Origin of the sequence: Microbacterium sp. LBN7, assembly GCF_045690345.1 — a bacterium.
Lineage (GTDB): Bacteria > Actinomycetota > Actinomycetes > Actinomycetales > Microbacteriaceae > Microbacterium.
Genome location: NZ_CP147856.1, coordinates 3,369,211 through 3,395,580, shown reverse-complemented (window position 1 = coordinate 3,395,580; position 26,370 = coordinate 3,369,211). Strand labels below are relative to the sequence as shown.

At 68.8% G+C, this 26,370-nt stretch carries 22 protein-coding genes and 1 tRNA gene; 12 read left to right on the top strand and 11 right to left on the bottom strand.

Features of this window, described 5'->3' with window-relative positions:
• Positions 1–72, bottom strand: a tRNA-Gln gene (locus tag LBN7_RS16435).
• Positions 73–182: 110 nt separating this feature from the next.
• Between LBN7_RS16435 and LBN7_RS16430 the strand changes: the two genes are divergently transcribed.
• Genes LBN7_RS16430 through LBN7_RS16420 form a run of 3 tightly spaced genes read left to right on the top strand, consistent with a single transcriptional unit; the run spans position 183 to position 2,137 of the window.
• Positions 183–677: a GNAT family N-acetyltransferase gene (locus tag LBN7_RS16430; protein ID WP_407360264.1), complete on the top strand. Its 495-nt coding sequence runs from the start codon at positions 183–185 to the stop codon at positions 675–677.
• Positions 678–684: 7 nt separating this feature from the next.
• A complete protein-coding gene (locus LBN7_RS16425; protein WP_116636441.1) occupies positions 685–1,179 on the top strand; it encodes a MarR family winged helix-turn-helix transcriptional regulator in 495 nt (164 codons plus the stop codon).
• A gap of 37 nt (positions 1,180–1,216) precedes the next feature.
• Positions 1,217–2,137 (top strand): pseudouridine synthase, encoded by a 921-nt coding sequence (locus LBN7_RS16420; RefSeq protein WP_407360263.1) that lies wholly within the window; start codon positions 1,217–1,219, stop codon positions 2,135–2,137.
• 12 nt (positions 2,138–2,149) lie between these two features.
• Here the strand turns inward: LBN7_RS16420 and LBN7_RS16415 are convergent, their stop codons facing one another.
• From LBN7_RS16415 to LBN7_RS16395, 5 genes are all read right to left on the bottom strand, one after another.
• Positions 2,150–2,485, bottom strand: coding sequence for a hypothetical protein (locus tag LBN7_RS16415; RefSeq protein WP_407360262.1), 336 nt, complete (start codon positions 2,483–2,485; stop codon positions 2,150–2,152).
• A gap of 98 nt (positions 2,486–2,583) precedes the next feature.
• Positions 2,584–3,243, bottom strand: coding sequence for an ABC transporter permease subunit (locus LBN7_RS16410; RefSeq protein ID WP_341945015.1), 660 nt, complete (start codon positions 3,241–3,243; stop codon positions 2,584–2,586).
• The gene (locus LBN7_RS16405) at positions 3,243–4,286 is read right to left on the bottom strand and encodes a methionine ABC transporter ATP-binding protein (protein WP_407360261.1); all 1,044 of its coding nucleotides are present in this window, start codon (positions 4,284–4,286) and stop codon (positions 3,243–3,245) included. The genes LBN7_RS16410 and LBN7_RS16405 overlap by 1 nt, the downstream gene beginning before the upstream one ends.
• Before the next feature lie 95 nt (positions 4,287–4,381).
• Positions 4,382–5,293, bottom strand: coding sequence for a MetQ/NlpA family ABC transporter substrate-binding protein (locus LBN7_RS16400; RefSeq protein WP_116636446.1), 912 nt, complete (start codon positions 5,291–5,293; stop codon positions 4,382–4,384).
• A 103-nt stretch (positions 5,294–5,396) separates the two neighbouring features.
• A complete protein-coding gene (locus LBN7_RS16395) occupies positions 5,397–7,148 on the bottom strand; it encodes a Na+/H+ antiporter (RefSeq protein WP_341945014.1) in 1,752 nt (583 codons plus the stop codon).
• Positions 7,149–7,265: 117 nt separating this feature from the next.
• Here LBN7_RS16395 and LBN7_RS16390 point away from each other — a divergent pair, with 117 nt between their 5' ends.
• Positions 7,266–8,300: an endonuclease/exonuclease/phosphatase family protein gene (locus tag LBN7_RS16390; RefSeq protein WP_407360260.1), complete on the top strand. Its 1,035-nt coding sequence runs from the start codon at positions 7,266–7,268 to the stop codon at positions 8,298–8,300.
• A gap of 21 nt (positions 8,301–8,321) precedes the next feature.
• On the opposite strand, the gene LBN7_RS16385 is transcribed toward LBN7_RS16390, so the two are convergent.
• On the bottom strand, positions 8,322–10,133 hold the full coding sequence (locus LBN7_RS16385) for an ABC-F family ATP-binding cassette domain-containing protein (protein WP_407360259.1): 1,812 nt from the start codon (positions 10,131–10,133) through the stop codon (positions 8,322–8,324).
• Between the two features lie 68 nt (positions 10,134–10,201).
• Here LBN7_RS16385 and LBN7_RS16380 point away from each other — a divergent pair, with 68 nt between their 5' ends.
• The 4 genes from LBN7_RS16380 to LBN7_RS16365 all read left to right on the top strand — a co-directional run bounded on the left by LBN7_RS16380 (position 10,202) and on the right by LBN7_RS16365 (position 15,769).
• On the top strand, positions 10,202–11,113 hold the full coding sequence (locus LBN7_RS16380) for a spermidine synthase (RefSeq protein ID WP_407360258.1): 912 nt from the start codon (positions 10,202–10,204) through the stop codon (positions 11,111–11,113).
• Positions 11,114–11,201: 88 nt separating this feature from the next.
• On the top strand, positions 11,202–12,503 hold the full coding sequence (locus LBN7_RS16375; protein WP_407360257.1) for a DUF222 domain-containing protein: 1,302 nt from the start codon (positions 11,202–11,204) through the stop codon (positions 12,501–12,503).
• Between the two features lie 94 nt (positions 12,504–12,597).
• Entirely contained in the window at positions 12,598–14,163 is a 1,566-nt protein-coding gene (locus LBN7_RS16370; protein ID WP_407360256.1) for a serine hydrolase domain-containing protein, read from the top strand.
• Between the two features lie 4 nt (positions 14,164–14,167).
• Complete coding sequence (locus tag LBN7_RS16365) at positions 14,168–15,769, top strand: PucR family transcriptional regulator (protein WP_407360255.1); 1,602 nt, start codon at positions 14,168–14,170, stop codon at positions 15,767–15,769.
• Between the two features lie 95 nt (positions 15,770–15,864).
• Here the strand turns inward: LBN7_RS16365 and LBN7_RS16360 are convergent, their stop codons facing one another.
• From LBN7_RS16360 to LBN7_RS16345, 4 genes are all read right to left on the bottom strand, one after another.
• Positions 15,865–16,983: a substrate-binding domain-containing protein gene (locus LBN7_RS16360; protein WP_407360254.1), complete on the bottom strand. Its 1,119-nt coding sequence runs from the start codon at positions 16,981–16,983 to the stop codon at positions 15,865–15,867.
• A gap of 58 nt (positions 16,984–17,041) precedes the next feature.
• Entirely contained in the window at positions 17,042–18,397 is a 1,356-nt protein-coding gene (mmsB, locus tag LBN7_RS16355) for a multiple monosaccharide ABC transporter permease (RefSeq protein WP_407360253.1), read from the bottom strand.
• Complete coding sequence (gene mmsA / locus LBN7_RS16350; protein ID WP_407361727.1) at positions 18,394–19,914, bottom strand: multiple monosaccharide ABC transporter ATP-binding protein; 1,521 nt, start codon at positions 19,912–19,914, stop codon at positions 18,394–18,396. The genes mmsB and mmsA overlap by 4 nt, the downstream gene beginning before the upstream one ends.
• Before the next feature lie 157 nt (positions 19,915–20,071).
• Complete coding sequence (locus LBN7_RS16345) at positions 20,072–21,085, bottom strand: LacI family DNA-binding transcriptional regulator (RefSeq protein ID WP_116636457.1); 1,014 nt, start codon at positions 21,083–21,085, stop codon at positions 20,072–20,074.
• 199 nt (positions 21,086–21,284) lie between these two features.
• Here LBN7_RS16345 and LBN7_RS16340 point away from each other — a divergent pair, with 199 nt between their 5' ends.
• The 4 genes from LBN7_RS16340 to LBN7_RS16325 all read left to right on the top strand — a co-directional run bounded on the left by LBN7_RS16340 (position 21,285) and on the right by LBN7_RS16325 (position 26,288).
• Positions 21,285–22,772 carry an amidohydrolase family protein gene (locus tag LBN7_RS16340; protein WP_407360252.1) on the top strand — a complete coding sequence of 496 codons (1,488 nt, stop codon included), beginning with the start codon at positions 21,285–21,287 and terminating at the stop codon, positions 22,770–22,772.
• A 171-nt stretch (positions 22,773–22,943) separates the two neighbouring features.
• On the top strand, positions 22,944–23,159 hold the full coding sequence (locus tag LBN7_RS16335; RefSeq protein WP_407360251.1) for a hypothetical protein: 216 nt from the start codon (positions 22,944–22,946) through the stop codon (positions 23,157–23,159).
• Between the two features lie 142 nt (positions 23,160–23,301).
• On the top strand, positions 23,302–24,690 hold the full coding sequence (locus LBN7_RS16330) for a serine hydrolase domain-containing protein (protein ID WP_407360250.1): 1,389 nt from the start codon (positions 23,302–23,304) through the stop codon (positions 24,688–24,690).
• Between the two features lie 8 nt (positions 24,691–24,698).
• Complete coding sequence (locus tag LBN7_RS16325; protein ID WP_407360249.1) at positions 24,699–26,288, top strand: ABC transporter substrate-binding protein; 1,590 nt, start codon at positions 24,699–24,701, stop codon at positions 26,286–26,288.
• The last annotated feature ends 82 nt before the right edge of the window (positions 26,289–26,370 follow it).

The following is a 26,370-nucleotide window of genomic DNA, read 5'->3' as shown; positions in this document are numbered from 1 at the left end:
CTCCGCCGCCAGGACTCGAACCTAGACCTCACAGCTCCAAAGGCTGTCGTGCTGCCATTACACCACGGCGGACCGCGCCGCCCGCGAGGACGCCGCCTGTCAAGTCTGCCATGTCCCGGCTCATCCTCCGCTGACGTGCACCCCGTCATCCAAGCGAAACACGCCTTTGGGATGCTGACGGGATGAGCATCGTCATCGCGCGGGTCGAGACCGCGACCCCGGCTCTCGCCGCCTTCCTCGAATCGCACCACGCCGACATGGAGGACACGGCTCCGGCCGAGAGCCGGCATGCGCTGCCCTTCGACCGCCTCCTGGTCCCCGGCGTGCGCCTGTTCGCCTCCTTCGACGACGGCCGGCCGATCGCCACCGGAGCGCTCGCCGCGCTCGAGGACGGGCACGAGGAGCTCAAGTCGATGCGCACGGACCCCACCCGGCGCGGTCAGGGCCTGGGCCGCGCGATGCTCGTCTTCCTGCTCGCGGATGCGGCGGCACGCGGCATCCGCCGGATCTCGCTGGAGACCGGCAGCATGGAGTTCTTCGTCCCCGCCCGCGCGCTCTACGCCCGTGCCGGCTTCGTCGAGTGCCCGCCGTTCGGCCGCTACCGCCCCGATCCGCTCAGCACGTTCATGACGCTCGCCCTGCCGGCGGCATCCGCACCGGAGGTTCGCACGGGATAATGAGCGGATGAGCGAAGAGGATGAGGTCGATCGGATCGTCGGTGCGTGGAACACGCAGCGCCCCGACCTCGACTTCTCCCCTCTCGAGGTGCTGTCGCGGATGGACCGCCTTTCTCGGCACCTCGACCGCGCCCGCCGTGACGTGTTCCGCCGCAGCGACCTCGAGCCGTGGGAGTGGGACGTGCTCTCGGCGCTGCGTCGCGCGGGCGCTCCGTTCCAGCTCTCCCCCAAGCAGCTCCTGCAGCAGACGCTGGTGTCGAGCGGCACCATGACGAACCGCATCGACCGACTCGTCGCCCGTCGACTGGTGCGCCGGGAGGCCGATCCCGGTGATGGCCGGAGCGTGCTCGTCACTCTCACCGAAGACGGCCGCACGAGAGTGGATGCCGCGATCACGCGTCTCGTCGACGTCGAGGCCGATCTCCTGCAGGCGCTCTCGCGGAGCGACCGCGAACGCCTGGCCGGTCTGCTGCGCAAGCTGAGCCTCAGCTTCGACTCATGAAGGCGCTCCGACGCGGGAGGGCCTCCGACTGATGGGCATGCCCTCTCCTCTCCCCATGCGCGACGGCGTGGGCGCGACACGGCTCCATGTGCCGCTGCGCGGACCCTGGCCGACCGTGTCGGCCTATATGGTGGAGCGCTTCTTCCACCTCGATCCCGACGTGCTGCTGCAGCGCTTCGACAAGGGCGACATCGTGGCGAGCGACGGGTCGGCGGTGGCGCGCGACGCCCCTCTCGGCTCCGAGGAGTTCGTCTGGTACTACCGCGAGCCCCCGGCGGAGCAGACGATCCCGTTCACCGAGGAGATCCTGCACCAGGACGATCACCTCGTCGTGGTCGACAAGCCGCACTTCCTGCCGACGACTCCGGGCGGGAAGTTCCTCCAGAACTCCGCCCTGGTGCGGCTGCGCAACCGCCTCGGGAATCCCGACCTCGCGCCGATCCACCGCCTGGACCGTGCGACGGCAGGACTGCTGATGTTCGCGGTGCGCCCGGCCACGCGCGGCGCCTACCAGCTGCTGTTCGAGAAGCGGCAGGTGCAGAAGGTCTACGAGGCGGTGTCGGCGCGTCCGGCTGGGTGGGACGCGACCCGCTTCCCGTTGGTCTATCGCAACCACATCGAGAAGCTCCGCGCCCAGGTGCGCGTCGAGGTCGACGACGCGCGCGAACCGAATGCCGAGACTCTCATCGAGGTGATCGACGCCGACGACCGGGTCGTGCACACGCTGCTGCGCCCGCACAGCGGCAAGATGCATCAGCTGCGCGTGCATCTCGCGGCCGTCGGCCTCGGCATTCTGAACGACCGGTTCTATCCCGAGCTGCTGGAGGACGGACCCGACGACTACGCGCGACCGCTGCAGCTGCTTGCGCGCGAGCTGCGGTTCGTCGATCCGCTGAGCGGCGAGGACCGCGTCTTCACCACCCGGCGAACGCTGCAGGAAAGCCCCACGTCCGCCTGAAAGCGAAGCCGGTCACGCACCGCCCGCAGGGAATCGCTCGCGGAAGAAGGCATCCACCTCACGCTCCGTGGTCGAGTCGATCGCGAGCCACGCGATCGATGTCTCCCGCGCCGCGGCTGCGACGGTGGCCACGGCATCCGGTCCGTCCGAGGTCTCCCAACGATCGCAGATCTCGGACCACAGCACGTAGGCGCTCCACAGCACGTGGGCCTGGTCGCTGTGATCGCGCTCGATCAGGTCGAGGAGTCGTCCGGTGCCGTCCATCATGGCGTCGTAGACGCCGCTGCCGTTCCCGGCGAGCACCCGGGTCGATACCTCGGTCATCTCTGCTGCCGCGCTGATCCTCATGGACTCGATCCTTCTCGGAGAGCACGCATCGCGCATCCTCCCGTGGGACCGACCTCGCCATCCGCCGGTACGACTCGTGACCCGATCGAGAAGGAGGCCTAGCGGCGCATGATCCGGCGCGCGAGCTTCGTGCCGAGCAGCTGCACGAAGTGCACGAACACGACGATCAGCACGATCGCGGCCCACATCACGACCGGCTCGAACTGCCGGAAGCCGTAGATCTGCGCGAAGGCGCCGAGACCGCCGCCGCCGATGAGGCCGGCCATCGCGGTCATGTCGATGAGCGCCACGACGATGAACGTGTAGCCGAGGATGAGCGGCCCGAGCGACTCGGGGATCGCGACCGTGAAGAGGATGCGCCAGGGGCCGGCGCCCATCGATCGTGCGGCTTCGATGACACCGGGCGAGACCGAGACCAGGTGCTGCTCGACGATGCGGCCGATCGCGAAGGCCGCGGCGAGACCGATGATGAAGGCGCCGGCCGTGGTGCCGATGCCGACGCCGACGACCGCGCGAGCGAACGGCTGCGCCACGGCCATGAAGATCACGAACGGGATCGGACGGAAGAAGTTGACGGCGAGGTTCGCGATCGTCGAGACGAACGCGTTCTGCACGAGCCCGCCCGGTCTGGTCACGTAGAGGATGATGCCGATCACGAGGCCGAGCACGCCACCCAGCACGAGCGCGAACGACGTCATGTACAGGGTCTCGAGGGCCGCTTGCCAGAACTCCGGCCCGAGTTCGATCAGACGATCCATCAGCGTGCCTCCTCTCCGGCGATCTCGGTGACTTCGACACGGTCGCCGATCGACGCCAGCGCGCCGTCGATCGCCGCGCTCTCTCCGCGGATCGCGAGCGTGAGATGACCGAAGGCGCGACCGCGGATGTCGTTGATGCCGCCGAACACGAGCTCGAAGTCCAGGCCCGCGTTCGCGAGGTCGAGGAACACCTGCGCCTGCGACGAGTCCCCGTCGCGGAATGAGAAGGTGACGATGCGGCCCTGATGACGCTCGCGAAGCACCGCGAGTTCCGACGGCGACGGCACGCCCTTGACGACGGTGCCGACGAAGCGCTGCGATGCCGGGTTCTGCGGGGCCGAGAACACGTCGAACACGTCACCCTGCTCGATGACCCGGCCGCGCTCCATCACGGCGACCTTCGTGGCGATGGTCTGGATGACGTCCATCTCGTGCGTGATGACGACGATCGTCACGCCCTGCTCCTTGTTCACGCGCTGGAGCAGGTCGAGCACCTCGTGGGTCGTCTGCGGGTCGAGCGCGCTGGTCGCCTCATCGGCGAGGAGGATCGCAGGACCCGTCGCGAGAGCGCGGGCGATGCCGACGCGCTGCTTCTGGCCACCGGAGAGCTGCTCCGGATAGGCCTTGGCCTTGTCGGACAGGCCGACGAACGAGAGCAGCTCGGTGACTCGGGCCTCGATGTCGGCCTTCTTCCACCCGGCGAGCGAGAGCGGATAGGCGATGTTCGCCTTGACGCTGCGCGAGGAGAAGAGGTTGAACTGCTGGAAGATCATGCCGATGCCGCCGCGGATGCGCCGGAGCTCGCTCTCCTTGAGCGCGGTGATGTCGACGCCGTCGACGAGGATGCTGCCGGCGGTCGCCGGCTCCAGCGCGTTGATCAGGCGCACGAGCGTCGACTTGCCGGCTCCGGAGTATCCGATGATGCCGAAGACGTCGCCCTTCTCGATCTCGAGGGTGACGTCGTCGACCGCGACGATCTCGCCGTCTCCGGGGTTCCGCGAAGGGTAGGCCTTCGAGACATTGGTCAGGCTCACGATCGGCATGTGCTTCTCCGGTCTGGTTCTCGGGAAATGAGAATCGGGTGACGCACACGGCGTCACCCGATTCTCGCATCAGGCGGGATCGCTCCCGCGCGCGCTCACTTGTTCTCTGCAGCTTCCTTCTGGACCTTCTTCAGCGAGTCCACGAGGTCCTTGACCGGCGTCTGCAGCGACAGGGCCGTGCCGCCCGACGACTCCGCGAGGCCCTTCTGCACGGCCTCGTCGGTCTGGAAGATCTCTACGAGCTTGAGGTACGTCTCGTTGTCAGCGTCTTCGGCGCGCGCGGCGAAGATGTTCACGTACGGCAACGCGTTCGGGTCCTCGATGTCGTCGGTGGCCAGCGCGTCCTCGAACGTCAGACCGGCATCCTTCACGAAGTCGTTGTTGATGATCGCTGCGGCGACGTCCGGGAGCGAGGTCGGGGTGAGTGCGGCTTCGAGGGCCTTGACCTGCACCTTGGACTTCTCGGTGTCGACGTCGGCGAGGTCGGAGTACGGCGTGCCGCCGCTCTTGAGCTCGACGAGACCCGCCTGCTGGAGGACATTGAGCGAGCGCGCCTGGTTGGAGGCGTCGTCCGGAACGGCGACGGTCTCGCCCTTCTGGATGTCCTTCACGTCGTCGTACTTCGTGGAGTACAGACCCAGGGGGTAGATCGCGGTCGAGCCGATCGGGGTGAGATCCGAGCCCGACGCCTCGTTGTACTCGGCGAGGTACACGATGTGCTGGAACTGGTTGAGGTCGACCTCGCCCTCGGTGAGAGCGGGGTTCGGCTGCTCGTAGCTGCCGAAGTCGACGAGCTCGACGGTGATGCCCTCCTCGGCGGCGGCCTCGACGAAGGGCTCCCACTGCGCATCGCCCTTGCCGACGATGCCGACCTTGACGACCTCGTTCTCGGTGGATCCACCGCCGTCGGAGCCGGCGTCGGACGACGCGGTGGCGCAGCCGGCGAGCGCGACGAAGAGCGGGACCGCGGCGAGCGCGGCGATGACGGAGGTGGTGCGACGTGACATGGGAAGGGGTTCCTCTCGTGGGGGGACTCGAATACGTTAGGCAGGCTCGTGCGCGCACGAGGAATCGACCGTCACACGACGTCACAGCGCGAGCGGATGCCGCTCAGTCGAACTCTTCGATGCCCTGCAGGCGCACCTGTTCCAGGTCGAGCCGCGCCGAGATCCGTCGCACGACGATGTCGTCGACGGTGCCGGCACCGCGGAGCCCCAGCAGCACCTCACGCTTGCGGTCGAGGAGGGCGAGCTTGAGCCGCGTGTGCTCCTCATGGCGGATGAGCGGCGAGCGCTGGGCGAGGTCGACGTCGGCCGAGGTGGCGATCATCTGCAGCACCGTGCCGTCGGTGGCATCCGTCCCCGCGACGCCGAGCGGCGTCGCATCGTCGGCATCCGTCCCGCCGATGCCCAGCGGATCGGGCTCGTCGAGGAGGTCGTCGAGCGCCTCCGCCTCGGCGTCCACGAGAGCCTGCTCGCGAGCCAGGGAGCGCGCGTTCTCGAACTCCAGCATCTGGTAGCCCTCGGCTCGCACCCGGTCGCGGACCTCCTGACCCACTCCATGCTCGGCCGCGAGGTCGTCGAGAGCGGCGAGTGCCGCACCGGAGATCGCGCGCTCCGCGAGCTCGTACTCCTCGTCCTCGGCATGGTCGACGGGAAACTTCGCCCAGCGCACGATCATCGGCAGAAGCGGCGCCTGCACGAGGAGGCTCAGCAGGATGACGCCCGCGGTGACGAAGACGATCTCGTCGCGCCCCGCGACCGCGCCGCCTTCGCTGATCCCGGCGGGCACGGAGAGGGCGATGGCGAGCGAGACCGCTCCCCGCATCCCCGCGACCGTGGAGACCGCACGCGCCCGCGACCGCATCCCCCGGGGAAGCGGGGTCGCCGGGCGACGTTGGAACGGGACGTTCATCAGCTGGAACAGGTATCGCACGACCAGCAGCGTGACCCACACGGAGAGCGTGATGAGCACGAGCCGTCCGATCGCCGCAGCCGAGATCTCGTGGACGACGTACTGGACCTCGAGACCGATGAGCACGAAGAGCGCGCCGTTGAGGAGGAAGACGCCGAACGGCCACGCGGCATCCGCCTGCCGTCGCGACGACGCCGTCGTCACGCGTGGCGAGATGTAGGCGACGATGAGACCCGCCACGACGACCGCGAGCACCCCGGAAGCATGCACGATCTCCGCGACGAGGAACGCCGAGAACGGGATCAGCAGCAGGGTGACGTTGATCACGATGGTCGACGTCGTACGGCTCAGCAGCAGATAGCCGAGAGCTGCGACGGCGGCTCCGGCCGCGACGCCGCCGATGTACGAGACCAGCACGTCCCAGGTGACCGAGAGCGGGGTGATCTGCCCGCCGAGCGCGACCGACACCGCGATGGCGTAGAGCACGAGAGCCGTGCCGTCGTTGGTGAGGCTCTCCGCCTTCAGCTTCATGAACGAACGTCGCGGCAGCAGCCGTCCGAGGGCGGCGACGGCCGTGGCGTCCGGCGGCGCGACGGCCGCACCGAGGATCAGCGCGATCTCCCACGGCATGCCGAACAGCACGGCGATGCCGGCGACGGCAAAAGCGGATGCCACGACGAGAACCGTGCTCATCGGCAGGATGTACCGGAAGTCGCGGCGGATCGAGCGCAGCGAGGTCGTCAGACTCTCCCAGAACAGGATCACGGGCAGGAACAGCAGCAGCACCGTCTCCGGCGGCAGCTGCACCTCGCGCAGCTGCGGCACGAAGCCGAGCAGCAGCCCGAAGATGACGAGGACGAGGGGCAGTGCGAGGCGCACACGCGGTGCGATCAGGGTTCCGACAAGAATCGTGAGTCCGAGTAGGACGGTTACTTCGAGGCCTTCCATCACTACCTCCCAACACCTGTGGGAGAAGGATATTCCTCATCACGCGCCGACGGTCAGGTTCTCTCGACCTTCGTCGACGAGACTGAGCCGGACACCCGCGGGAACGAGGAGCAACGGATGACGACGGCGAGCGCGCAGGACCAGGATCTCCCCGACCGAACGGCCGGCAGACGAGGCGTGCGACCCGGTTTCGTGCTGACGGCGCTGCTCGGCGCCCCGATCGCCTTGCTGCTCTCGTGGCCTCAGGCCCTTGCGGCCGAGCGGCTCCCGGGAATCGCGCAGCTGATCGCCCTCCGCGCGGGTCTCGCGATCGCTCTGCTCATCACGGGGATCGTCTTCGCCGTCGTCGCACGCGCGCGACGACGCTGGTCGATCGCCGCGGCGCTGGCGGTGCTGCTCCTCGCATCGTCGGCGGCCAACGCCGGTGCGCTGCTCGCGAGGGGCGGCGCTGCGACCGCAAGCTCGGGCTCGGGCTCGGGCGAGCTGACGGTCGTCGCGTGGAACACACTCGGCGGGGCGGCGACGCCGCAGTCGATCGCCCGGCTCGTCATCGAGACGGATGCCGACATCGTGAGCCTGCCCGAGACCGACGAGGCGGCGGTGGCGGAGATCGCCCGGCTCGTGGCCGTCGACGGCAAGCCCATGACCGCTGACACGACCCGCGGCCCCGAGGGCGATGCGGACATCCCCACCTCTCTCCTGCTCTCGGCCGATCTGGGCGACTATCGGATCGACGAGGGCGCGGGTTCCACCCCGAACCTTCCGAGCGCCGTGTGGGAGCCCGTCGACGGCACCGGTCCCCGCATCGTCGCCGCACATCCGCTGCCGCCGCTGCCCGGCATGTTCGACGACTGGGACGCGGGGCTCGACTGGGTCTCCGATCGCTGCACCGACCCGGATGTCATCATCGCCGGCGACCTGAACGCGACGGTCGACCACCTCGGCAGCGTGCTCGACGGCTGCCGGGATGCCGCGCTCGAGACAGGCGCCTCCGCGGTCGGCACGTGGCCGGCGTCCGCGCCGGGGTGGCTCGCCTCGCCCATCGATCACGTGCTGGTCGGTGAAGCGTGGGAGGTGCGCACGGCATCCGTGATCACGGATGCAGCCGGGAGCGATCACCGGCCGATCGTCGCCGTGATCGCGCGGCGATGAACCGCTTCCCGGCAGCTCCGGTCAGGCCAGCTCCTCCGACAGCTCGAACCAGCGCAGCTCCAGCTCCTCGATCTCGGCCTGCGTCTCGCCGATCGCCTTCATCTTGTCGGCGATGCCGGCGTAGTCGGACTGGTCGTGCTCGGCCAGCGCGTTCTTCGCCTTGTTGATCTGCTGCGTGAGCTTCTCGATGCGGCGCTCCAGCGCGGAGATCTCCTTCTGAGCCGTGCGGAGGGCTGCGCCGTCCAAGGCGGATGCCTTCTTCGCCGTGTTCGTCGCCGTCTGCGACTTGCTCGGTGCGGCATCCTGCAGCTGTCGCAGCCGCAGGTACTCGTCCACTCCCCCCGGCAGGTGACGGAGGTGGCCGTCGAGGATCGCGTACTGCTGGTCGGTGACGCGCTCCAGGAAGTACCGGTCGTGGCTCACGACGAGGAGAGTGCCCGACCACGAGTCGAGGAGGTCCTCGATCGCGGCGAGCATGTCGGTGTCGAGGTCGTTGGTGGGCTCGTCGAGGATCAGCACGTTGGGCTGATCGAGGAGCACCAGGAGGAGCTGCAGCCGGCGCTGCTGCCCGCCGGAGAGATCCTTCACCGGCGTCGACAGCTGGGCGGAGTCGAACCCGAGCCGCTCGAGCAGCTGACCGGGCGTGAGATCCTGCGCCTTCGAGCCCGAGCCGAGCGTGTACGAGGTGCGCAGGCGGGAGATCACGACGCGGACCGGCTCGCGGCGCACGTCCTCCAGCTCGTCGAGGCGCTGCGTGAGCGTCTTGACGATCACGGTCGAGCCGCGCTTGACGCGTCCGACGGTCGGCTCGACGGTGCCCGCGATGAGGCCCAGGAGCGTGGACTTGCCGGCGCCGTTGACGCCGAGGATGCCGGTGCGCTCTCCCGGCGCGATGCGCCACTCGACATCGCGCAGCACCACACGCGTGCCGCCGTCCGTCTTCGGGTAGGTCACCCCGACGTCGAGCAGGTCGACGACATCTTTGCCGAGCCGGGAGACGGCGAGCGACTGCAGGGAGACCTTGTCGCGGATCTCGGGCACGTCGGCGATGAGCTCGTTGGCCGCGTCGATGCGGAACTTGGGCTTGGCGGTGCGCGCGGGCGCACCGCGGCGGAGCCACGCGAGCTCCTTGCGCGCGAGGTTCTGGCGCTTCGCCTCGATCGTGGCGTTCATCCGGTCGCGCTCGACGCGCTGCAGGATGTAGGCGGCGTATCCACCCTCGAACGGCTCGACGATGCGGTCGTGCACCTCCCACGTCTCGGTGCAGATCTCGTCGAGGAACCACCGATCGTGGGTGACGACCATGAGTGCGCCGGAGTTCGCGGTCCACCGCTTCTTCAGGTGTCCGGCGAGCCAGGTGATCGCCTCGACATCGAGGTGGTTGGTGGGCTCGTCGAGGGCGATGACGTCCCAGTCCCCCGCGAGCAGCTTCGCGAGCGACACACGGCGCCGCTGACCGCCGCTGAGCGAGCCGATCTCGGCATCCCACGGCAGGTCCTTCAGGAGCCCCTCGATGACGTCGCGGACACGGGAGTCGCCGGCCCACTCGTACTCCGGCATGTCGCCGACGACGGCCTGGCTGATCGTGACGTCATCGGCGAGCGTGTCGGCCTGGTCGAGGACGCCGATGCGGATGCCGCCGCGCACGGTGACGCGTCCTGCGCTCGGCTGCTTCGTGCCGGCCAGCATGCCGAGGAGGCTCGACTTGCCGTCGCCGTTGCGCCCGACGATGCCGATGCGGTCGCCCTCCTCGATGCCGAGGGTCACGGAGTCGAAGACGACCCTGGTCGGATATTCGAGGTGGAGGCCTTCGGCCCCGAGAAGATGTGCCATGTCCTCTCAAGGGTACTCGCGTGCGCTGGGCGCAACGTCCCCGGTCTCGCCCGGCCTAAGATCGACGGGTGCCAAGGAAACACCGGGTGTTCTCGCTCTCGCTCGACAATCGCAAGGCGAAGCTGATGCAGTCGAAGAGGCGCCCCGGTCGCTACGAGCTCAGCGTCGATGGGATTCCGCAGTCCGTCGTCTCGATGACCGAGCCCACCGCACTCGAATACGCCTACATCCAGCACATCGCCCGAGCGATCGATGCCGCGGCCGAGCCGGGCGAGCCGTTGTTCACCGTGCATCTGGGGGCCGGAGCGCTCACGCTGGCACGCTACGTCGAGGCCACCCGTGCCGGGTCGCCTCAACTCGTGGTCGAGTTCGAGCCGGCTCTCTATGCAGCGGTGATCGCCGCGCTGCCTCTTCCCGCCGGTGCCGACCTGCGAGTCATCTTCGGCGATGCGCGAGCGATCGCAGACGCGGAGCTCCCCGGCGAGGGGCGATCCCCGTCCCCCGCGCTCGGCGCCGCACCGACGGGCGCCACCGCCGTCGACACCGATTGGGTGGATGCGCGCTTCACCGTCGTCGATCTCTGGGATGCCGCCGTCATCCGACACCATGTGGCCAGCCAGGAGTTCTACCGCCGGGTCGCCGCACGCTCCGCGACCGACGGTGTCGTGGCGGTCAACCTGCTCGATGGGCATCCTTTCGAGTACTCACGGCGACAGGCGGCCACCCTGAGCACGGTGTTCGAGCACGTCGCCGTCGTTCTCGACGCAGAACCGGACGACGATGAAGGACCGCTCAGCAACGTCGTCGTCTTCGCGAGCGATGAGCCACTGGACATCGTGACGAACCCCGATCTTCTCGGCACGCCGCGACCGCACATGCTCCACGACGATCGGCTGACGTCATGGATCGCTGAGGCGCGCATCATGACCGACGCCGACGGCACGGACTCCCCCGACCCCGACGACCCCATCTGGGACTAGGTGGCCGACGGCGAACATATCTTCGAATGTCGGCGGTCGATGATGTACTGAAGTCATGGAAGCGATGGTCGATGCGACGGACTCTCAGATGGCGACACTCGCCGATCTGGTCGCGTCGTTGGCTGCCGCTGAGGCGACGCTGAGCAGCATGCAGGCCGCACGCGACGGGTTGCTGGCGCTGGCCGGCCGCCTCGCCGTCGACATCGCGCAGCAGGCGGACCACCCCGATGGCGGTGACATGACGATCCGGTCCGTCGCCGCCGAGATCGGCGCCGTGCAGCGCGTGAGCGACCGCACGGTCGAGCGCCGCATGTCCGATGCCTCCTGGTTGGTGGACCGCTTCCCGTCGGTCTGGCAGGCGCAGGGTGAGGGGCGGATCAACGCGGCGCACTCGCGCGTGATCGTCGACGCGGGTGCGCATCTCGACGACGAGGCGGATCGCGCGGCCTACGCCGCGGAGGCCCTCGCGGTCGCGGCTGTCGAGTCGCCGAACCGCTTGCGCCGCATCGCTCGGCGGCTCGCGGAGAAGTATCAGAAGCGCACGGTGACCGAGCGGCATCGCACCGCCCGCGAGAAGCGGCGCGTCTGGGTGAAGGACGGCGAAGACGGCATGGCCGAGCTGGGCATGCACGGCCCCGCGACCCTCGTTCACGGCATGTTCGACCGCCTCTCACAGATGGCGCACGCCCTCAAAGAAGAGAACGCGAGAGCGGCGAAGAAGGCAGACGGCGTCCGCGACGAACGCACGATCGATCAGCTGCGTGCCGATCTGCTCGCCGACCTCGTCCTCACCGGCGCGCCGACCGCACACGACACCGAAGACGGGCTGCTCGGCGCGATCCACGCGCGGGTCGAGGTAACCGTGCCCGCATCGTCCCTGATGAACCGCGAAACGACCGCCTCGGCGGGCCCGTGTTCCCCACCGGCCGAGTTGGACGGCACGATGCCGCTCGATTCCTGGACCGCCCGCTTCTTCGCCGCGACCGCAGCGGGGTGGGATCGCGTCTTCACCCATCCGACCAGCGGCGCGATGCTCTCGGTCGACCGGTATCGTCCCAGCGAGCAGCTCCGGCGGCATCTTCGAGCCCGAGACCAGCGCTGTCGTTTTCCGACCTGCGGTCTGGCCGCGCGAAAATGCGACGTCGATCACAACGTCGCAGCGGCCGCGGGTGGAGCCACCTCCCACGAGAACCTCGCGGCGTTCTGTCGACGGCATCACATGCTGAAGCACCATTCGCCGTGGCACGTGATCCAGAAGGCGGGTGGAGTTCTCGAGTGGACGAGTCCGACCGGCCGCGTCTATACGGATGAGCCCCCCGCGCAGAACACCGTCACCTTCACCGAGAGCACGGCGTTCGACAGCGGCCCCGAGGCACCCGCGCCGTTCTGAGCGCGCGACCCGGTGTCGCGGAGTCCAAACCCCGGGCACGCATTTTGCCCGCCAGGACAAGCCGTCCCCCGCGGCGGATCGGCAGACTTCCGTCATGGACACCGACGCCGTCGCCCGCCTCGTCTCCCGCTACGCAGCGCCCACCGGCCCGGGACTGGCGGTGGGCGTCTACCGCGGCGGAGTGCTGGTGAGCCAGTTCACGGCAGGACTGGCCTCGGTCGAGTTCGGCGTGCCGATCGACGAGCACACCCGCTTCGACATCGCCTCGATGAGCAAGCAGTTCGCGGCCACCGCGGTCCTGCTCCTGGCCCGAGACGGTCTCGTCAGCCTCGACGACGACATCCGCACGCACCTGCCCGAGCTGCGCCTCGAGACCCCCGTGACGATCGCGCAATGCCTGCAGCACACCGGTGGGCTGCGCGAATGGCTGGCCCTCGCCGCCGTCGCCGGTCGGAGCCTGACCCGGATCACCCAGGATCAGACATTGGAGTTCGTCTCCGGCCTCTCGACGCTCGACTTCCCCCCTGGCGCGGCGTTCCGCTACTCCAACACGGGGTACGTTCTCGCGGCATCACTGGTGCACCGCGTCACCGGGCGCACCCTCGGCGAGTTCGCCGCCGAGCGGATCTTCCGGCCTCTCGGCATGCACCGCACGCTCTTTCGCGAGGACAGCCGTGCCGTCCTCCCCGGGTTCGCCTACGGCTACGAATCGATCGATGACCGTGTGCTCCGTGCCGACAGCGAGGAATGCGCCGTCGGGGACGGCGGTCTCGTGACCAGCCTGAGCGAGCTCGGCCCGTGGTTCCGCTTCCTGCGCGACGGAGACGTCCTCGGCGAAGACATCCGCGACACGCTGGTCGACAGCGCCCCCGTCTTTCCGGATGGGAGCGCCGGGCCCTACGCGTACGGCATCTACCATGCGGACCTCGGCGGCGAGAGCACGATCGGCCACGCCGGCGCCGTGGCCGGCTACCGCTCGCATCTCTGCTACCTGCCCGACCACGACCTCGGCGTCGTCGTGCTGGCGAACCACTCCGCCGTGCGGGCCACCGTCATCGCGAACGCGGTCGCGCGGCTCGCGGTCAGTGTCCCGGAAGCACCTGTCCCGGCGCCGGCCCACGACACCGAGTCGGCCCGCGCGGCGGCGGGATGGTGGATCATGCCGGGCGCGGACGAATCGATGCGGACCGAGGCTCGTCTCGACGGGACGCTCACCCTCTCGGGGTTCCAGAGCGGGCGCTTCACACTCGCCGAAGACGGATGCTGGTACGGCGAGGACCGGGATGAGGGACTGCAGCTGCTGATCGACGGCGACCGCCTCGTGCTTCGGGTCCACATGCGGCCGGGGCGGGATCTGACGTTCGAACGCTGCGCCGCCCCCGACGCGTCAACGCCCCCACCAGCGGGGACCTATCTCAGCCCGGAGCTCGGCACGCTCGTGCTCATCGAGCCGGACGGCAGGTTCCGCCTCGGCCTCGACATCGCCGGCGAAGTCGAGGCGGGGCCGGATGGAACGTTCCTGGTCGGTCCGGCGTCGGTGCGCCGCGACGGAGACGATCTGCGGCTCGGGATCTTCGGCGTGGACGGGTTGCGATTCGTACGGCAACCGGAGGGAACGGCGCTCGTCGGCGTCCCGCGCGGGCTCGACACGGCATCCTGAGATCATGACCGTTGAGCACGCCGCCGAGTCGTCCACGACGCTGGGCACCCTTCTCGACACCCTCGGCTCCACCGTGCTCCGTGCCCTGGCGCTGCCGAAGGGACGCGACCGGAGCGCGGGGCATCCGCTGATCCTCGATCCGGACTCGACCGACCCGCACGCCGGCGATGCGATCGTGCTCGCTCCCGGGCGACCGTCCGCGGAGCTGATGGACTGGGCGGCCGAGACGGGCGCGGCGGCGCTGGTGGTGCGCACCGGCGCGATCGACGCCTCGGCGTGGGGTGAGGCGGCGAGGCGCACCGGGGTGGCCGTGCTCGAATCGTCCCCCGATGTCACCTGGGGACGGCTGTACACGCTCGTCGATGCGATCAAGACGATGTCCGGACCGGTCTCGGATTCCGACAGCCGTCACTCGACCGACCTCTTCCGACTCGCGAACGACATCGCGCTGCGTACGGGTGGGGCCGTCACGATCGAAGATCTCGCCATGCGCGTGCTCGCCTATTCGACGATCCCCGGCCAGGAGGTCGACGGACTGCGCCGCGACGGGATCCTCGGACGCCGGGTCCCCGACCATCCGTCCAACGCCGAGGAGTACGCCGCCGTGCTGCGCTCGATGACCGCGGTGCGCAGCCTGCCGACGGAGGAGGATCTCCCCCGCCTCGCGATCGCCGTGCGCGACCGCGGCGAGGCGCTCGGCACCATCTGGGTGCTCGAGGGATCGACGCCGCTCTCGGCCGACGCCGGGGAGGTCCTCGCCGAGGCCGCGCAGCGCGCCGCCGCCCAGCTCGCGCGATTCAACCTCGTCGCGGATGCCGATCGGCGTCAGCGCAGCGAGCGACTCGGCTGGCTGATCCGCGGATCAGGGGCGACCGCGAGCATCGCCGGGCACTTCGGGCTCGAGCCGTCGTCACCCACGACCGTGATCGTCGTCGACCGGATCGCGGAGCACCGTCCCACTCGCCGCGGTGTCTCGATGCACACGGCAGCGTCGTACGTCGGCGACCTGCTCCGCACCGGACTGTCCGCGTATCGCATCCCCGCGGCAGCCGGCGCCTTCGACGGCCGCGCGATGGCCGTCGCCGGCACATCCGCCGACACGGCCGTGCTGCAGTCGATCATCGCCACCGTGATCGCGAGGGCGAACGAGAGCATCGGCAGCGGATGGCGCGCCGGCGTGAGCGCGACGCTCCCCGGGCTCACCGGCATCCCGTCCGCCGCCGCACAGGCTGCTCAGGCCTGGCGCGTGGTCGCGCACATGCCGGGACACGGCGAGATCGGACTGCACGAACGCCTCGGACCCGGACTGCTCCTGATGGAGATCCACTCGAGCCTCGGTCAGAGCGAACTCGTCTCGGGCGAGCCGCTCCGGACGCTCCTGGCGCACGATGCGGCCAACGGCACCGACTACGTCAAGAGCCTCAGCCGCTGGATCGGCGCGAACCACGACGTCGCGCGCGCCGCAGAGCTCCTGATGCTGCACCCGAACACCCTGCGCCACCGACTCCGGCGCATCGCCGAGGTCATCGACATCGACGATGCCGATCTCCGTCTGGTCCTCGCACTGCAGCTCCGGCTGCGAGAGATCGACGGCGCGGCGATCTGATCTCCGTCCGCCCGAACGGCGACGAGCCGCCCGGACCGCTCCCGAGGGAGGAGATCCGGACGGCTCGTGCGATGCCCTCGAAGAGGGCGGGTGTCTTACTGGTACGACTTCACGATCTCGAGGAGGCTCGGGACGTTGGCGTACGCCTCGGCCGCGTTCTCCTTCGTGACGATCAGCGGCTCGAGCAGGTACGCCGGGACGACCTTGGCGCCGTTGTCGTACGACTCGGTGTCGTTGACGTCGACCTCTTCGCCCTTCTGCAGCTGGCCGACCATCTTGATCGACTGCTCGACGAGGAGCGTGGTGTCCTTGTTGATCGTGGAGTACTGGATGCCCTCCATGATCGACTTGACCGACTCGACCTCGGAGTCCTGACCCGTGACCACCGGGACCGGCTTGCCGGCCTGCTGCACCGAGGTGATGATGGCGCGAGCCAGCGTGTCGTTCGGCGAGAGGACGCCGTCGAGGACGGTGTCACCGCTGTACGAACCGGTCAGGAGCGTGTCCATGCGGTTCTGGGCGTTCTCGGCGAGCCATCCCTCGGTCGCCGTCTGGGCGATCTCGGTCTGGCCGGAGACGACCTTCAGCGTGCCGTCATCGATCTTCGGCTGCAGGACCTCCATGGCGCCGTCGAAGAAGACCGCGGAGTTCGCGTCGTCCGGCGAGCCGGAGAACAGCTCGATGTTGTACGGAGCCTCGTGACCGGCACGCTCGGCGAGACCGTCGAGCAGAGCCTGGCCCTGGAGCTGACCGACCTTGAAGTTGTCGAAGGCGACGTAGTAGTCGACGGCCTCGGTGTTCTCGATCAGACGGTCGTAGGCGATGACCGTGGCGCCGGCATCCTTCGCCGCCTGCACCTGCGTGGCCAGCTGCTTGCCGTCCTTCGCGCCGATGATGATGACCTTGGCGCCGTTCTGGACCATCGCCTGGATCTGGTTCTGCTGCTCGGCGACCGTGTTGCTGGCCGGTGCGTACTGCACGTCTGCCTTGAAGCCGGCCTTCTCGAGACCGTCCGTGAACAGCTGACCGGCGAGGACCCAGTTCTCCGAGGTCTTGTCCGGGAGGGCGACACCGATCGTGGCACCGGCGTCGAAGCCCTTGGCGGTCTCCTCCCCCGATCCACCGGTGTCCCCGCCGCGCTCCGAGGAGCAGCCGGTGAGGGCGAAGGCGCCCGCGACGACAAGCGCTGTCGCCGACAGAAGAATCTTCTTCATGTGATCTCTTTCTCTGGTGTGTGAAGGTCGTCTCACGCGTGCGAACGCGATTCGACCCCTACTGTCCGCTCGTCTTGTCGACGGGTAGGGCTTGGTAGGTCTTGTTGGGCTCGAAGGTCTGCAGCGCCGGGTCTTCCTTGCGGCCGAAGCGCCGGGTCATGAAGCCGATGAGCGAGGGGCGGCCCTGCTGCTTGTTCCAGACGTCGATGCCGACCGCGATGAGGAGCACGAGGCCCTTGATCATCGAGACGACGTCGGCACCCTGGCCGAGCAGCGCGAGGCCGTTGTTGAGGAACGCCATGACGAGACCACCGATGATCGAGCCGATCACGGTGCCGATGCCGCCGGCGACGGCCGCGCCGCCGATGAAGACCGAGGCGATCGCGTCGAGCTCCCAGCCGGTTCCGTCGTTCGGACCGGACGCCTGCGAGCGGGCGACGAAGATCATGCCGGCGAGGGCGGCCAGCATCGACATGTTCATCATCACGAAGAAGTCGACCCAGCGGTCCTTCACACCCGACAGGCGGGCGGCCTGCCGGTTGCCGCCGACCGCGTAGATGTGGCGGCCGAACACGGTGTTGCTCGTGATGAAGGTGTACACGATCACGAGAGCGAGCAGGATGAGACCCGGAACCGGGAAGCTCGTGCCCGGGCGGCCGGTGGCGAACATCCAGGCGGCGGCGAGGACGACGACCGAGAGCAGCACGACCTTGGTCACGCTCACCCAGACGGGGGCGCGGTCGGATCCCATCTTGCGCTGCACGCGGCGGGTGCGGATCTCCCAGAACACGAGCCAGGCGACGGCGACGAGCGCGAGCAGCATGGTCGGGATGTTGAACGGCAGCGGAAGCCCGATCTCGGGCAGGTAGCCCGTTCCGATGATCTGGAAGCCCTTCGGGACCGGGATGGTCTGCGCATCGCCGATCCACTGCTGCGCGCCGCGGAAGAACAGCATGCCGGCCAGCGTCACGATGAACGCCGGTACGCCGACGTAGGCGACCCAGAATCCCTGCCAGGCGCCGACTGCGGCTCCCACGGCGAGGCCGAGGAGGATCGCGAGCGGCCAGGGGAGGTTCCACTCCGCCATCGACTTCGCCACGATGATGCCGGTGAACGCGGCCACGGAGCCGACCGAGAGGTCGATATGCCCCATGATGATCACCATCACCATGCCGATCGCGAGGATCAGGATGAACGAGTACTGGTTGATGACGTTGATCAGGTTGCCCGAGGTGAGAGTCGCACCGTTCGGACCGTTGCGCAGCAGGGTCAGGATCTCGAACAGCACGATGATGACGATCAGGCTGCCGAGGATGCCGAACTGACGCAGCGTCGACGTTCCGCCGCCGCCGAACATCTTGGTGATGTCCTTGAAGTGGAACCCGGTCTTCGCGGGGGTGGATTCGGTGGTCATGCGGATGCTTTCTGGGTCGCGGACGTCATGCTGCGCATGAGGGCCTCGGGTGTCGCCTGATCGGCCGGGATGCAGTCGGTGACCCGACCTTCGAAGACGGTGTAGATGCGGTCGGAGATGCCCAGCAGCTCCGGCAGCTCGCTGGAGATGACGATGACGCCCTTGCCCTGCGCCGCGAGCTGGTTGATGATCGCGTAGATCTCGTACTTCGCTCCGACGTCGATGCCGCGGGTGGGCTCGTCGAGGATCAGCAGGTCAGGATCCGTGAACATCCACTTGGCCAGGACGACCTTCTGCTGATTGCCGCCCGAGAGCTTTCCGACGCCCTCCTCGACCGAAGGCGTCTTGATCCGCAGCGCCTTGCGGTAGTCGTCGGCGACCGAGAACTCCTGGCGCGCGTCGACGACTCCGTTGCGGGAGATCTTCGAGAGCTTGGCGGCGACGACGGACCGCTTGATGGTGTCGAGGAGATTCAGCCCCAGCGACTTGCGATCCTCGCTCACGTAGGCGAGACCGTGCTTGATCGCGGAGGCGACGTCGGGCAGGATCACCTCCTGGCCGTCCTTGACCATGGTCCCCGAGAGGAACGTGCCGTACGAGCGGCCGAAGATGCTCATCGCGAACTCGGTGCGCCCGGCGCCCATGAGACCGGCGATGCCGACGACCTCGCCGCGGCGGACGTTGAGGTTCGAGCCCTTGACGACCATGCGCTCGGAGACGGTCGGATGCTGCACCCACCAGTCCTTCACCTCGAAGAACACCTCTCCGATGTCGGGCGTGCGGTCGGGGTAGCGGCTCTCCAGCGACCGGCCGACCATGCCGCGGATGATGCGGTCCTCGTTGATCTCCCCGCGCGAGATGTCGAGCGTCTCGACCGTGCGCCCATCGCGGATGATCGTGATCTCATCGGCGATCTGCTCGATCTCGTTGAGCTTGTGGCTGATCATGATCGACGCGATGCCCTTGGCCTTCAGACCGAGGATCAGGTCGAGCAGGTGCTGCGAGTCGTTCTCGTTCAGCGCGGCGGTCGGCTCGTCGAGGATGAGGAGCTTGACGTCCTTGTTGAGCGCCTTCGCGATCTCGATGAGCTGCTGCTTGCCGACGCCGAGCGTCTTGATCTGCACGTCGGGGTCTTCGTTCAGCCCGACGCGGGCGAGCAGCTCGGCGGCCCGCTGCTTCTGCGCCTGCCAGTCGATGCGGCCGAAGCGGCGGATCTCGTTGCCGAGGAAGATGTTCTCGGTGACGGAGAGCTCGGGGATGAGCGCGAGCTCCTGGTGGATGATCGCGATGCCGGCCTGCTCGCTGGCGACGATGTCCTTGAAGCGCTGCTCCTCGCCGTAGAGCAGGATCTCGCCCTCGTACGTCCCGTAGGGGTAGACCCCCGACAGCACTTTCATGAGAGTGGACTTCCCGGCGCCGTTCTCGCCGCAGATCGCATGGATCTCGGCGGCGCGCACGGTGATGGATACGTCGGCGAGTGCCTTGACCCCCGGGAACTCCTTCGTGATGCTGCGCATCTCGAGGATGGGGCCTGACACTGTCGGCAACGTTGCTGTGGTGCTCACGGATCTTTCCTTGCAGACGTGCGGTCACCTTCGATGTGACCGTTCACATTGGATTACATCGTCCCCGCACGAGGGACCGCTGTCAAGTCCGCGTGCAGAATTCGTGTCGCTACCGTGATGCGGCCGACTCGCGGGCACGCAGGAGCGTCTTGAGCGGGCCGAACTCCGGCACCTGCTCGTTGCGTATCTGCGCCAGGAGGATGCGGACGGCCCTCCGCCCGAGCTCCGGGAAGTCCTGATGCACCGTGCTCAGCGTGGGCGCGACGTGCGCTGCGACGGGGATGTCGTCGAAGCCGATCACGCTCACGTCGTGCGGCACGCGGACCCCGGCGTCGCGGAATCCGTGCATCAGACCGATCGCCATCAGGTCGTTGGCGGCGAACACCGCCGTGAAGTCGCGGCGGCGCGACAGCTCCTGCCCCGCGAAGTACCCGAAGTCCGCCGTCCAGTCACCGCGGATCGGCGGGAACGTGGGCAGATCCGCCTCCCGCAGCCCGTCGAGGTATCCGCGCATGCGGGACTCCGCCTCGATCCAGTCCTGCGGGCCCGCCAGGTGCAGGATGTCGCTGTGGCCGAGGGCGATCAGGTGCTCCGTCGCCGCGCGCGCACCGGCGACCTGATCCGCGGAGAGACTCACGCCGTCGGAGCCGGATGCCGTCTGCAGGTTGACGAAGGGGATGTCCAGCGACATCCCGCGCAGGACGTGGAAGACGCGCACCTGCGGGGCGAGCACGACGATGCCGTCGACCTGCTCCCGCGCCAGCTGCCGCACCGCCGTGCCGATCGCCTCGGGCGTCGTGTCGGCGAGGTTCAGCGTCGAGACGGAGTATCCCTCCTCCCGCGCGGCATCCTCGATGCTCGCGATCGACGATGTCGGGCCGAACTCGCCGATCGTCGCGGAGAGGATCCCCAGCATGTTCGACTTGCTGGTCACGAGGGCGCGCGCCGCGAGGTTCGGGCGGTAGTCGAGCACGGAGATCGCGTCGAGGACCTTGGCCTTCGTCTCCGGGCGGATGCTCGGGTGATCGTTCAGCACCCGGGACACGGTCTGATGCGAGACACCCGCCAGACGCGCGACGTCGCGGATGCTCGGCATCCGGGCACGCTCGGAGGCGGTGGACATCGCAGGCCTCCTTGCATGTGCACGGTCACATCGTCCCTTCATTATGTCTCCCCGACCGGTCGAGTGCATCTTCGCGGGTCCGGTGGGGGCGTCCGCAGACGCCGGAGCATTCCGTGCGTTGTCGGATCGCACCGGAATCGCGGGCGGGTTTCGTGCGGACGCACCGGATGGATCGGCGCCGGCATGGAACGGTGATCGTGTGGACACTCTGTTGCGCGGCGGGCGCGTCATCGACCCTGGCACCGACACGGATCGCATCGCGGACGTGCTGATCTCGGACGGGCGCGTAGTGGCGATCGGTCTCGACCTCGTCGCTCCGACGGATGCCGTCGTGATCGACGTCGGAGGCCTGATCGTCGGCCCGGGCTTCGTCGACCTGCACAGCCACGTGCACTCGATCGCGGGCCAGCGCCTGCAGGCGATGGACGGGGTCACCACCGCGCTCGACCTGGAGGCGGGTCTCATGCCCGTCGACGACGCGATCGCTCGCGCCGAGGCGGAGGGGCGACCGCTCAACTACGGCTTCTCGGCATCCTGGGCGCAGGCCCGTGCGTACGCGCACCTCGACCGGCTCCCCGAGCCGGACATCCACGCCTCGATGGAGCTCCTCGGCGACCAGGAGTGGCAGCGCACATCGAGCCCGACCGAGCGCCGCCGATGGCTGGGCCTGCTCGAGGACGAGCTGACGCGCGGTGCGCTCGGCATCGGCGTCCTCATGGGGTACGCCCCGCGGACCGACCCCGACGAGTATCTGGATGTCGCCCGGCTCGCGGCGTCCGCCGGCGCCCCGACCTTCACCCATGTCCGCGAGCTGATCGAGGCGGACCCCGACACCCCGATCGACGGCACCGAGGAGCTTCTGCGCGCCGCCGGCGAGACGGGCGCGGCCATGCACCACTGCCATGTGAACAGCACGTCGCTGCGGCACATCGATCGCGTGCTGGCGCAGTTCGAGTCGACCAGATCCGCGGGCTCGCGCGTCACCGTCGAGGCGTATCCGTACGGCGCGGGGAGCACCGCGATCGGCGCCTTCTTCCTCGCGCCCGAGAAGCTTCCTGGCCTCGGGATCACGCCGTCGGCCCTGGTGCTCGTCGAGACCGGCGAGCGCATCGCCGACGAGCGGCGGCTCCGCGAGATCCGCGCGACCGACCCCGCAGCCGCCTGCATCGTCACCTTCCTCGATGAAGAGGACCCCGTCGATCGCGCGCACCTGCACCGTTCGCTCGCCTTCCCCGATTCGATCGTGGCCAGCGACGCGATGCCGGTGTTCTGGGCCGCTCGGGATGGGGTTCCCGCCGCGCGCGAGCAGCGGGAGTGGCCCCTGCCTCCCGGCGGCCAGACGCATCCGCGCACCGCCGGCACGTTCACCAAGTCGCTCCGGCTCATGGTGCGGGAGTCCGGCGCCTGGACCTGGCTCGAGGCCTTCCGCCGCTGCGCTTATCTCCCCGCCCGCGTGCTCGACGAGACGGCACCCGCGATGCGCCGCAAGGGACATCTGGGGATCGGCGCCGACGCCGACGTCGTCGTGATCGATCCCGTCACCGTCACGGATCGGGCCACCTATCTCGACCCGACGCGCCCATCCCAGGGGGTCAGGCACCTCCTGGTGCACGGGAACGCCGTGATCGAAGACGGTCATATGCTGACCGCGGCATATCCCGGGCGGGCCGTGCGAGGAGAAGCCTGATGGGGGACGGACTGCAGGCCCTGCTCGACGAGAGCGCTCGCGAACTCGGCGTCCCCGGCGCGGTGATCGGAATCGTCGACGGCGATCAGGAGCATGTGCTGACGACCGGGGTCGCCCGACGCGCTCGACGAGCTGACCGGCACCTACGACGCCGGCCAGTGGCACTACGACGTGACCAGGGTCGGCGACGCGCTCGATTTCGCGATGGTGTTCTCGCCTCAGATCATTGCGCTCGGTATCCCTCCCCGTCCCCCGATGCGGCTTCGGGTGCGCGCCGACGGCGCGCTGATCACCGACGACGGTCAGGCCGTCGGCCGCACGCTGGATCCCTCGGAAGGCGGACCCGAACTGCTGCACCTGGGCTTGCGCGCGGTGCGTCGGCGCTGATGCCGATCCGCATTGTGCGGAGCCAACGCCGGGACGAGGAACTGTGGTCCCTCCGCACAACGGGTGGAGCCGTGAGTCGCGAATAGTCTCGGCCCATCGCCGTCCTCACCCGACCGACGGCGCTCGTTGAACAGGAGCGCACATGTCCACGCTGTCCGAGATCGGCACCTGGCTGCACGACAATCTCCCCGACCTGATCACCGCCGATCAGGTCCCCGCCGCTTCCGTGGGAATCCTCGCCGACGGTGAGATCGTCACCGCGGCGGCCGGCATCCTGAACAGGAACACCGGCGTCGAGGCCGACGTCGACTCCCTCTTCCAGATCGGCTCGATCACCAAGACCTGGACGACGACCCTCATCATGCAGCTCGTCGACGAGGGGCTGCTCGACCTCGACGCCCCCGTCCGCCAGACCCTCCCCGCGTTCGCCATCGCCGACGAGGCGGCGGCGAGCACCATCACCACCCGGCAGCTGCTGTCTCATGTCGCCGGCTTCGAGGGCGACAGCTTCCTCGACACCGGTGTCGGCGACGACTGCGTCGAGAAGTATCTCGCCGTGATCGTCGATGCCCCGCAGCTGTTCGCCCCCGGCGAGCGCTTCTCGTACAACAACGACGCGTTCGTGGTGCTCGGCCGCATCATCGAGGTGCTGCGCGGCAAGCCGTTCGACCACGTCCTCCGCGAGCGCCTGGCCGACCCGCTCGGCCTCACGCATGTCGCCACCGACGCCTCGCAGGCGATCCGGTTCCGCGCGGCGCTCGGTCACGTCGACGCCGAAGACGGCGGCGAGCCCGTGCCCTCCCCCGTCTGGAGCCTGGTGCGCTCCAATGCGCCCGCCGGCGCGATGCTCGCGATGACACCGCGCGACCTGCTGGGCTTCGCGCGTCTGCACCTCGATGAAGGGCTCGCGCCCGACGGCAGCCGCATCCTCTCCGCTGCGAGCGTCCGCGCGATGCAGGAGCGCCAGGTGGATGTTCCCGAGCTGGGCCTGATGGGTGACGCCTGGGGCCTCGGCTGGGAGATCTTCGACTGGGCGGGCGGGCCGGTGATCGGGCACGACGGGGGCACGATCGGCCAGACGGCGTTCCTGCGGATCGTCCCGGGCAGCGGGGTCGCGGTCGCGATCCTCACCAACGGCGGCGCCTCCGCCGCGCTCTACCAGACCCTCATGACGAAGATCCTCGGCGCGGTCGCAGGCGTCGAGGTGCCGCCGCTCCCGGTGCCTTCCGAGGCTCCGGTCGACGTCGACCTCGACCGCATCCTCGGCACCTACTCCTCCTCGGTCTCCGATTCGACCGTCCGCCTCGACGACGACGGTCGGATCTGGCTCGAACGGACCATGAAGGGCGTCTTCGCGGAGTTCGACCCGGCGCCCGAGCCGACCGAGCTCGTCGGCTGGCGCGGCGACAGCCTGATCGCCCGGGTCCCCGAACTCGGCATGCACGTGCCCCACGCCTTCGTCGGCGACGACGGCACCGGGCGAGCGCTCTATCTGCATACCGGCCGGGTCGGACGGAGGGCCGACGCATGATCGCCCGGATGCGTTCCCGCGCCGTCATGGTCGCCGTCGTCGGCGTCACCGCTCTCGTCCTCACCTCCTGCGCGGGACCGCCGGCGTCGAATCAGGGCGGCACGGGCGCGCTCGCCGAGGGCAGGACGTTCGTCAGCATCATCCCCACCGATCCGGGGAGCCTCGATCCGCTGATCACCGTGATGTCGTACGCGCGGAACATCGATCGGTTCCTCTACTCGCGGCTGATCGAGATGCAGACCGACGGCAGCATCGTCGCCGGTCTCGCCGAGAAGTGGGAGTCCGACACCACATCGGCGACCTTCACTCTGCGCGAGGGACTCACGTGCGAGGACGGGACACCGCTCACCGCGACCGACGTCGCCGCCAACATCTCGTACATCGGCGATGAGGCGAACGGCTCGCCCATGGTCGGACAGCAGGTGCAGGCGGGGACGGTCGCCGTCGGCGATGACGACGCACGCACCGTCACGGTCTCAAGCGGGCGTCCGGATGCCTTCCTGCTCGAGAACGTCGGCAGCATCGCCATCGTGTGCGGCGACGTGCTCGACGATCCGGACGCCCTCGCGAAGGGCGAGGGCGCGACCGGGATGTTCACCATGACCGAGATCATCCCGAACAGCCAGTACACGCTCACCCGACGCGAGGACTTCACCTGGGGACCCGGCGACTGGGACCCGGAGCAGGCAGGACTCCCGGAGAAGGTCGTGTTCCGCATCGTGCCGAACGAGACCACCGCGACCAACCTGATCCTCTCCGGGGAAGCCAATGCCGCCGTGGTCCTGGGCCCGGACAAGAGGCGCCTCGACGATGCCGGGATGTTCCGCACCGACCTTCCCGTCGCCGCCGGGCAGGTGATCTTCAACCAGGCAGAGGGACGCCCCACGGCCGATCAGGCGGTGCGCGAGGCCCTCGTTCAGGCTCTCGATCTCGATCAGCTCCGCCAGATCCTCACCGGCGGGGAGGGGACCGCGTCGAAGAGTCTCGTCACCATCTCGCCGAACCCGTGCCGCGCCGATCTGGTCGACGGGTTCCTGCCGAAGGCCGACCCGGATGCTGCGGCCGATGCGCTCGACGATGCCGGGTGGGTCGTCGGCTCCGACGGCATCCGGGAGAAGGACGGCGAGCGGCTCGCGCTGCACCTGCTGTTCTCCTCGTTGCAGGGCGACGCGGGCAGCGCCGCGGCCGAGCTGATCCAGGCGACCTGGAAGGAGCTCGGCGTCGACCTCAGCATGAAGGGCGGCGATGTCCCCGCGATCAGCGAGACCCTCTTCGCCACCGGCGACTGGGACGTCTCCGCCGTGCCGATCTCGGTCTCGCTGCCGAACATGCTCATCCCGTTCTACTCCGGGCCGACACCGCCGAACGGGACGAACTTCGCGTCGATCGAGGACGCCGGGTACACGGCCGCGGTGACGGCGGCATCCGACAAGACGGGTGCGGCAGGCTGCAACGACTGGAACACCGCCGAGAAGGCGCTGCTCTCCTCGACCACCGTCGTGCCCTACGCCGATCAGCTCACCGGGACCTACGGCTACAAGGCGACCTTCGTCGAGAACGACGGCATCGATCCGGCGTCGATCCGGATGTACGAATAGGGACGCTCCGCGGCTTTGGTCGCTGCGTACGAACACACCACGAAGTCTCGTCCCCCCGAACAAACGCCCGAATCCGAGGGAC

Coding starts and splice junctions, on each gene's coding strand:
- LBN7_RS16430 (WP_407360264.1), top strand. CDS start 183: ATGAGCATCGTCATCGCGCGGGTCGAGACCGCGACCCCGGCTCTCGCC.
- LBN7_RS16425 (WP_116636441.1), top strand. CDS start 685: ATGAGCGAAGAGGATGAGGTCGATCGGATCGTCGGTGCGTGGAACACG.
- LBN7_RS16420 (WP_407360263.1), top strand. CDS start 1,217: ATGCCCTCTCCTCTCCCCATGCGCGACGGCGTGGGCGCGACACGGCTC.
- LBN7_RS16415 (WP_407360262.1), bottom strand. CDS start 2,485: ATGAGGATCAGCGCGGCAGCAGAGATGACCGAGGTATCGACCCGGGTG.
- LBN7_RS16410 (WP_341945015.1), bottom strand. CDS start 3,243: ATGGATCGTCTGATCGAACTCGGGCCGGAGTTCTGGCAAGCGGCCCTC.
- LBN7_RS16405 (WP_407360261.1), bottom strand. CDS start 4,286: ATGCCGATCGTGAGCCTGACCAATGTCTCGAAGGCCTACCCTTCGCGG.
- LBN7_RS16400 (WP_116636446.1), bottom strand. CDS start 5,293: ATGTCACGTCGCACCACCTCCGTCATCGCCGCGCTCGCCGCGGTCCCG.
- LBN7_RS16395 (WP_341945014.1), bottom strand. CDS start 7,148: ATGGAAGGCCTCGAAGTAACCGTCCTACTCGGACTCACGATTCTTGTC.
- LBN7_RS16390 (WP_407360260.1), top strand. CDS start 7,266: ATGACGACGGCGAGCGCGCAGGACCAGGATCTCCCCGACCGAACGGCC.
- LBN7_RS16385 (WP_407360259.1), bottom strand. CDS start 10,133: ATGGCACATCTTCTCGGGGCCGAAGGCCTCCACCTCGAATATCCGACC.
- LBN7_RS16375 (WP_407360257.1), top strand. CDS start 11,202: ATGGCGACACTCGCCGATCTGGTCGCGTCGTTGGCTGCCGCTGAGGCG.
- LBN7_RS16370 (WP_407360256.1), top strand. CDS start 12,598: ATGGACACCGACGCCGTCGCCCGCCTCGTCTCCCGCTACGCAGCGCCC.
- LBN7_RS16365 (WP_407360255.1), top strand. CDS start 14,168: ATGACCGTTGAGCACGCCGCCGAGTCGTCCACGACGCTGGGCACCCTT.
- LBN7_RS16360 (WP_407360254.1), bottom strand. CDS start 16,983: ATGAAGAAGATTCTTCTGTCGGCGACAGCGCTTGTCGTCGCGGGCGCC.
- mmsB (WP_407360253.1), bottom strand. CDS start 18,397: ATGACCACCGAATCCACCCCCGCGAAGACCGGGTTCCACTTCAAGGAC.
- mmsA (WP_407361727.1), bottom strand. CDS start 19,914: ATGCGCAGCATCACGAAGGAGTTCCCGGGGGTCAAGGCACTCGCCGAC.
- LBN7_RS16345 (WP_116636457.1), bottom strand. CDS start 21,085: ATGTCCACCGCCTCCGAGCGTGCCCGGATGCCGAGCATCCGCGACGTC.
- LBN7_RS16330 (WP_407360250.1), top strand. CDS start 23,302: ATGTCCACGCTGTCCGAGATCGGCACCTGGCTGCACGACAATCTCCCC.
- LBN7_RS16325 (WP_407360249.1), top strand. CDS start 24,699: ATGCGTTCCCGCGCCGTCATGGTCGCCGTCGTCGGCGTCACCGCTCTC.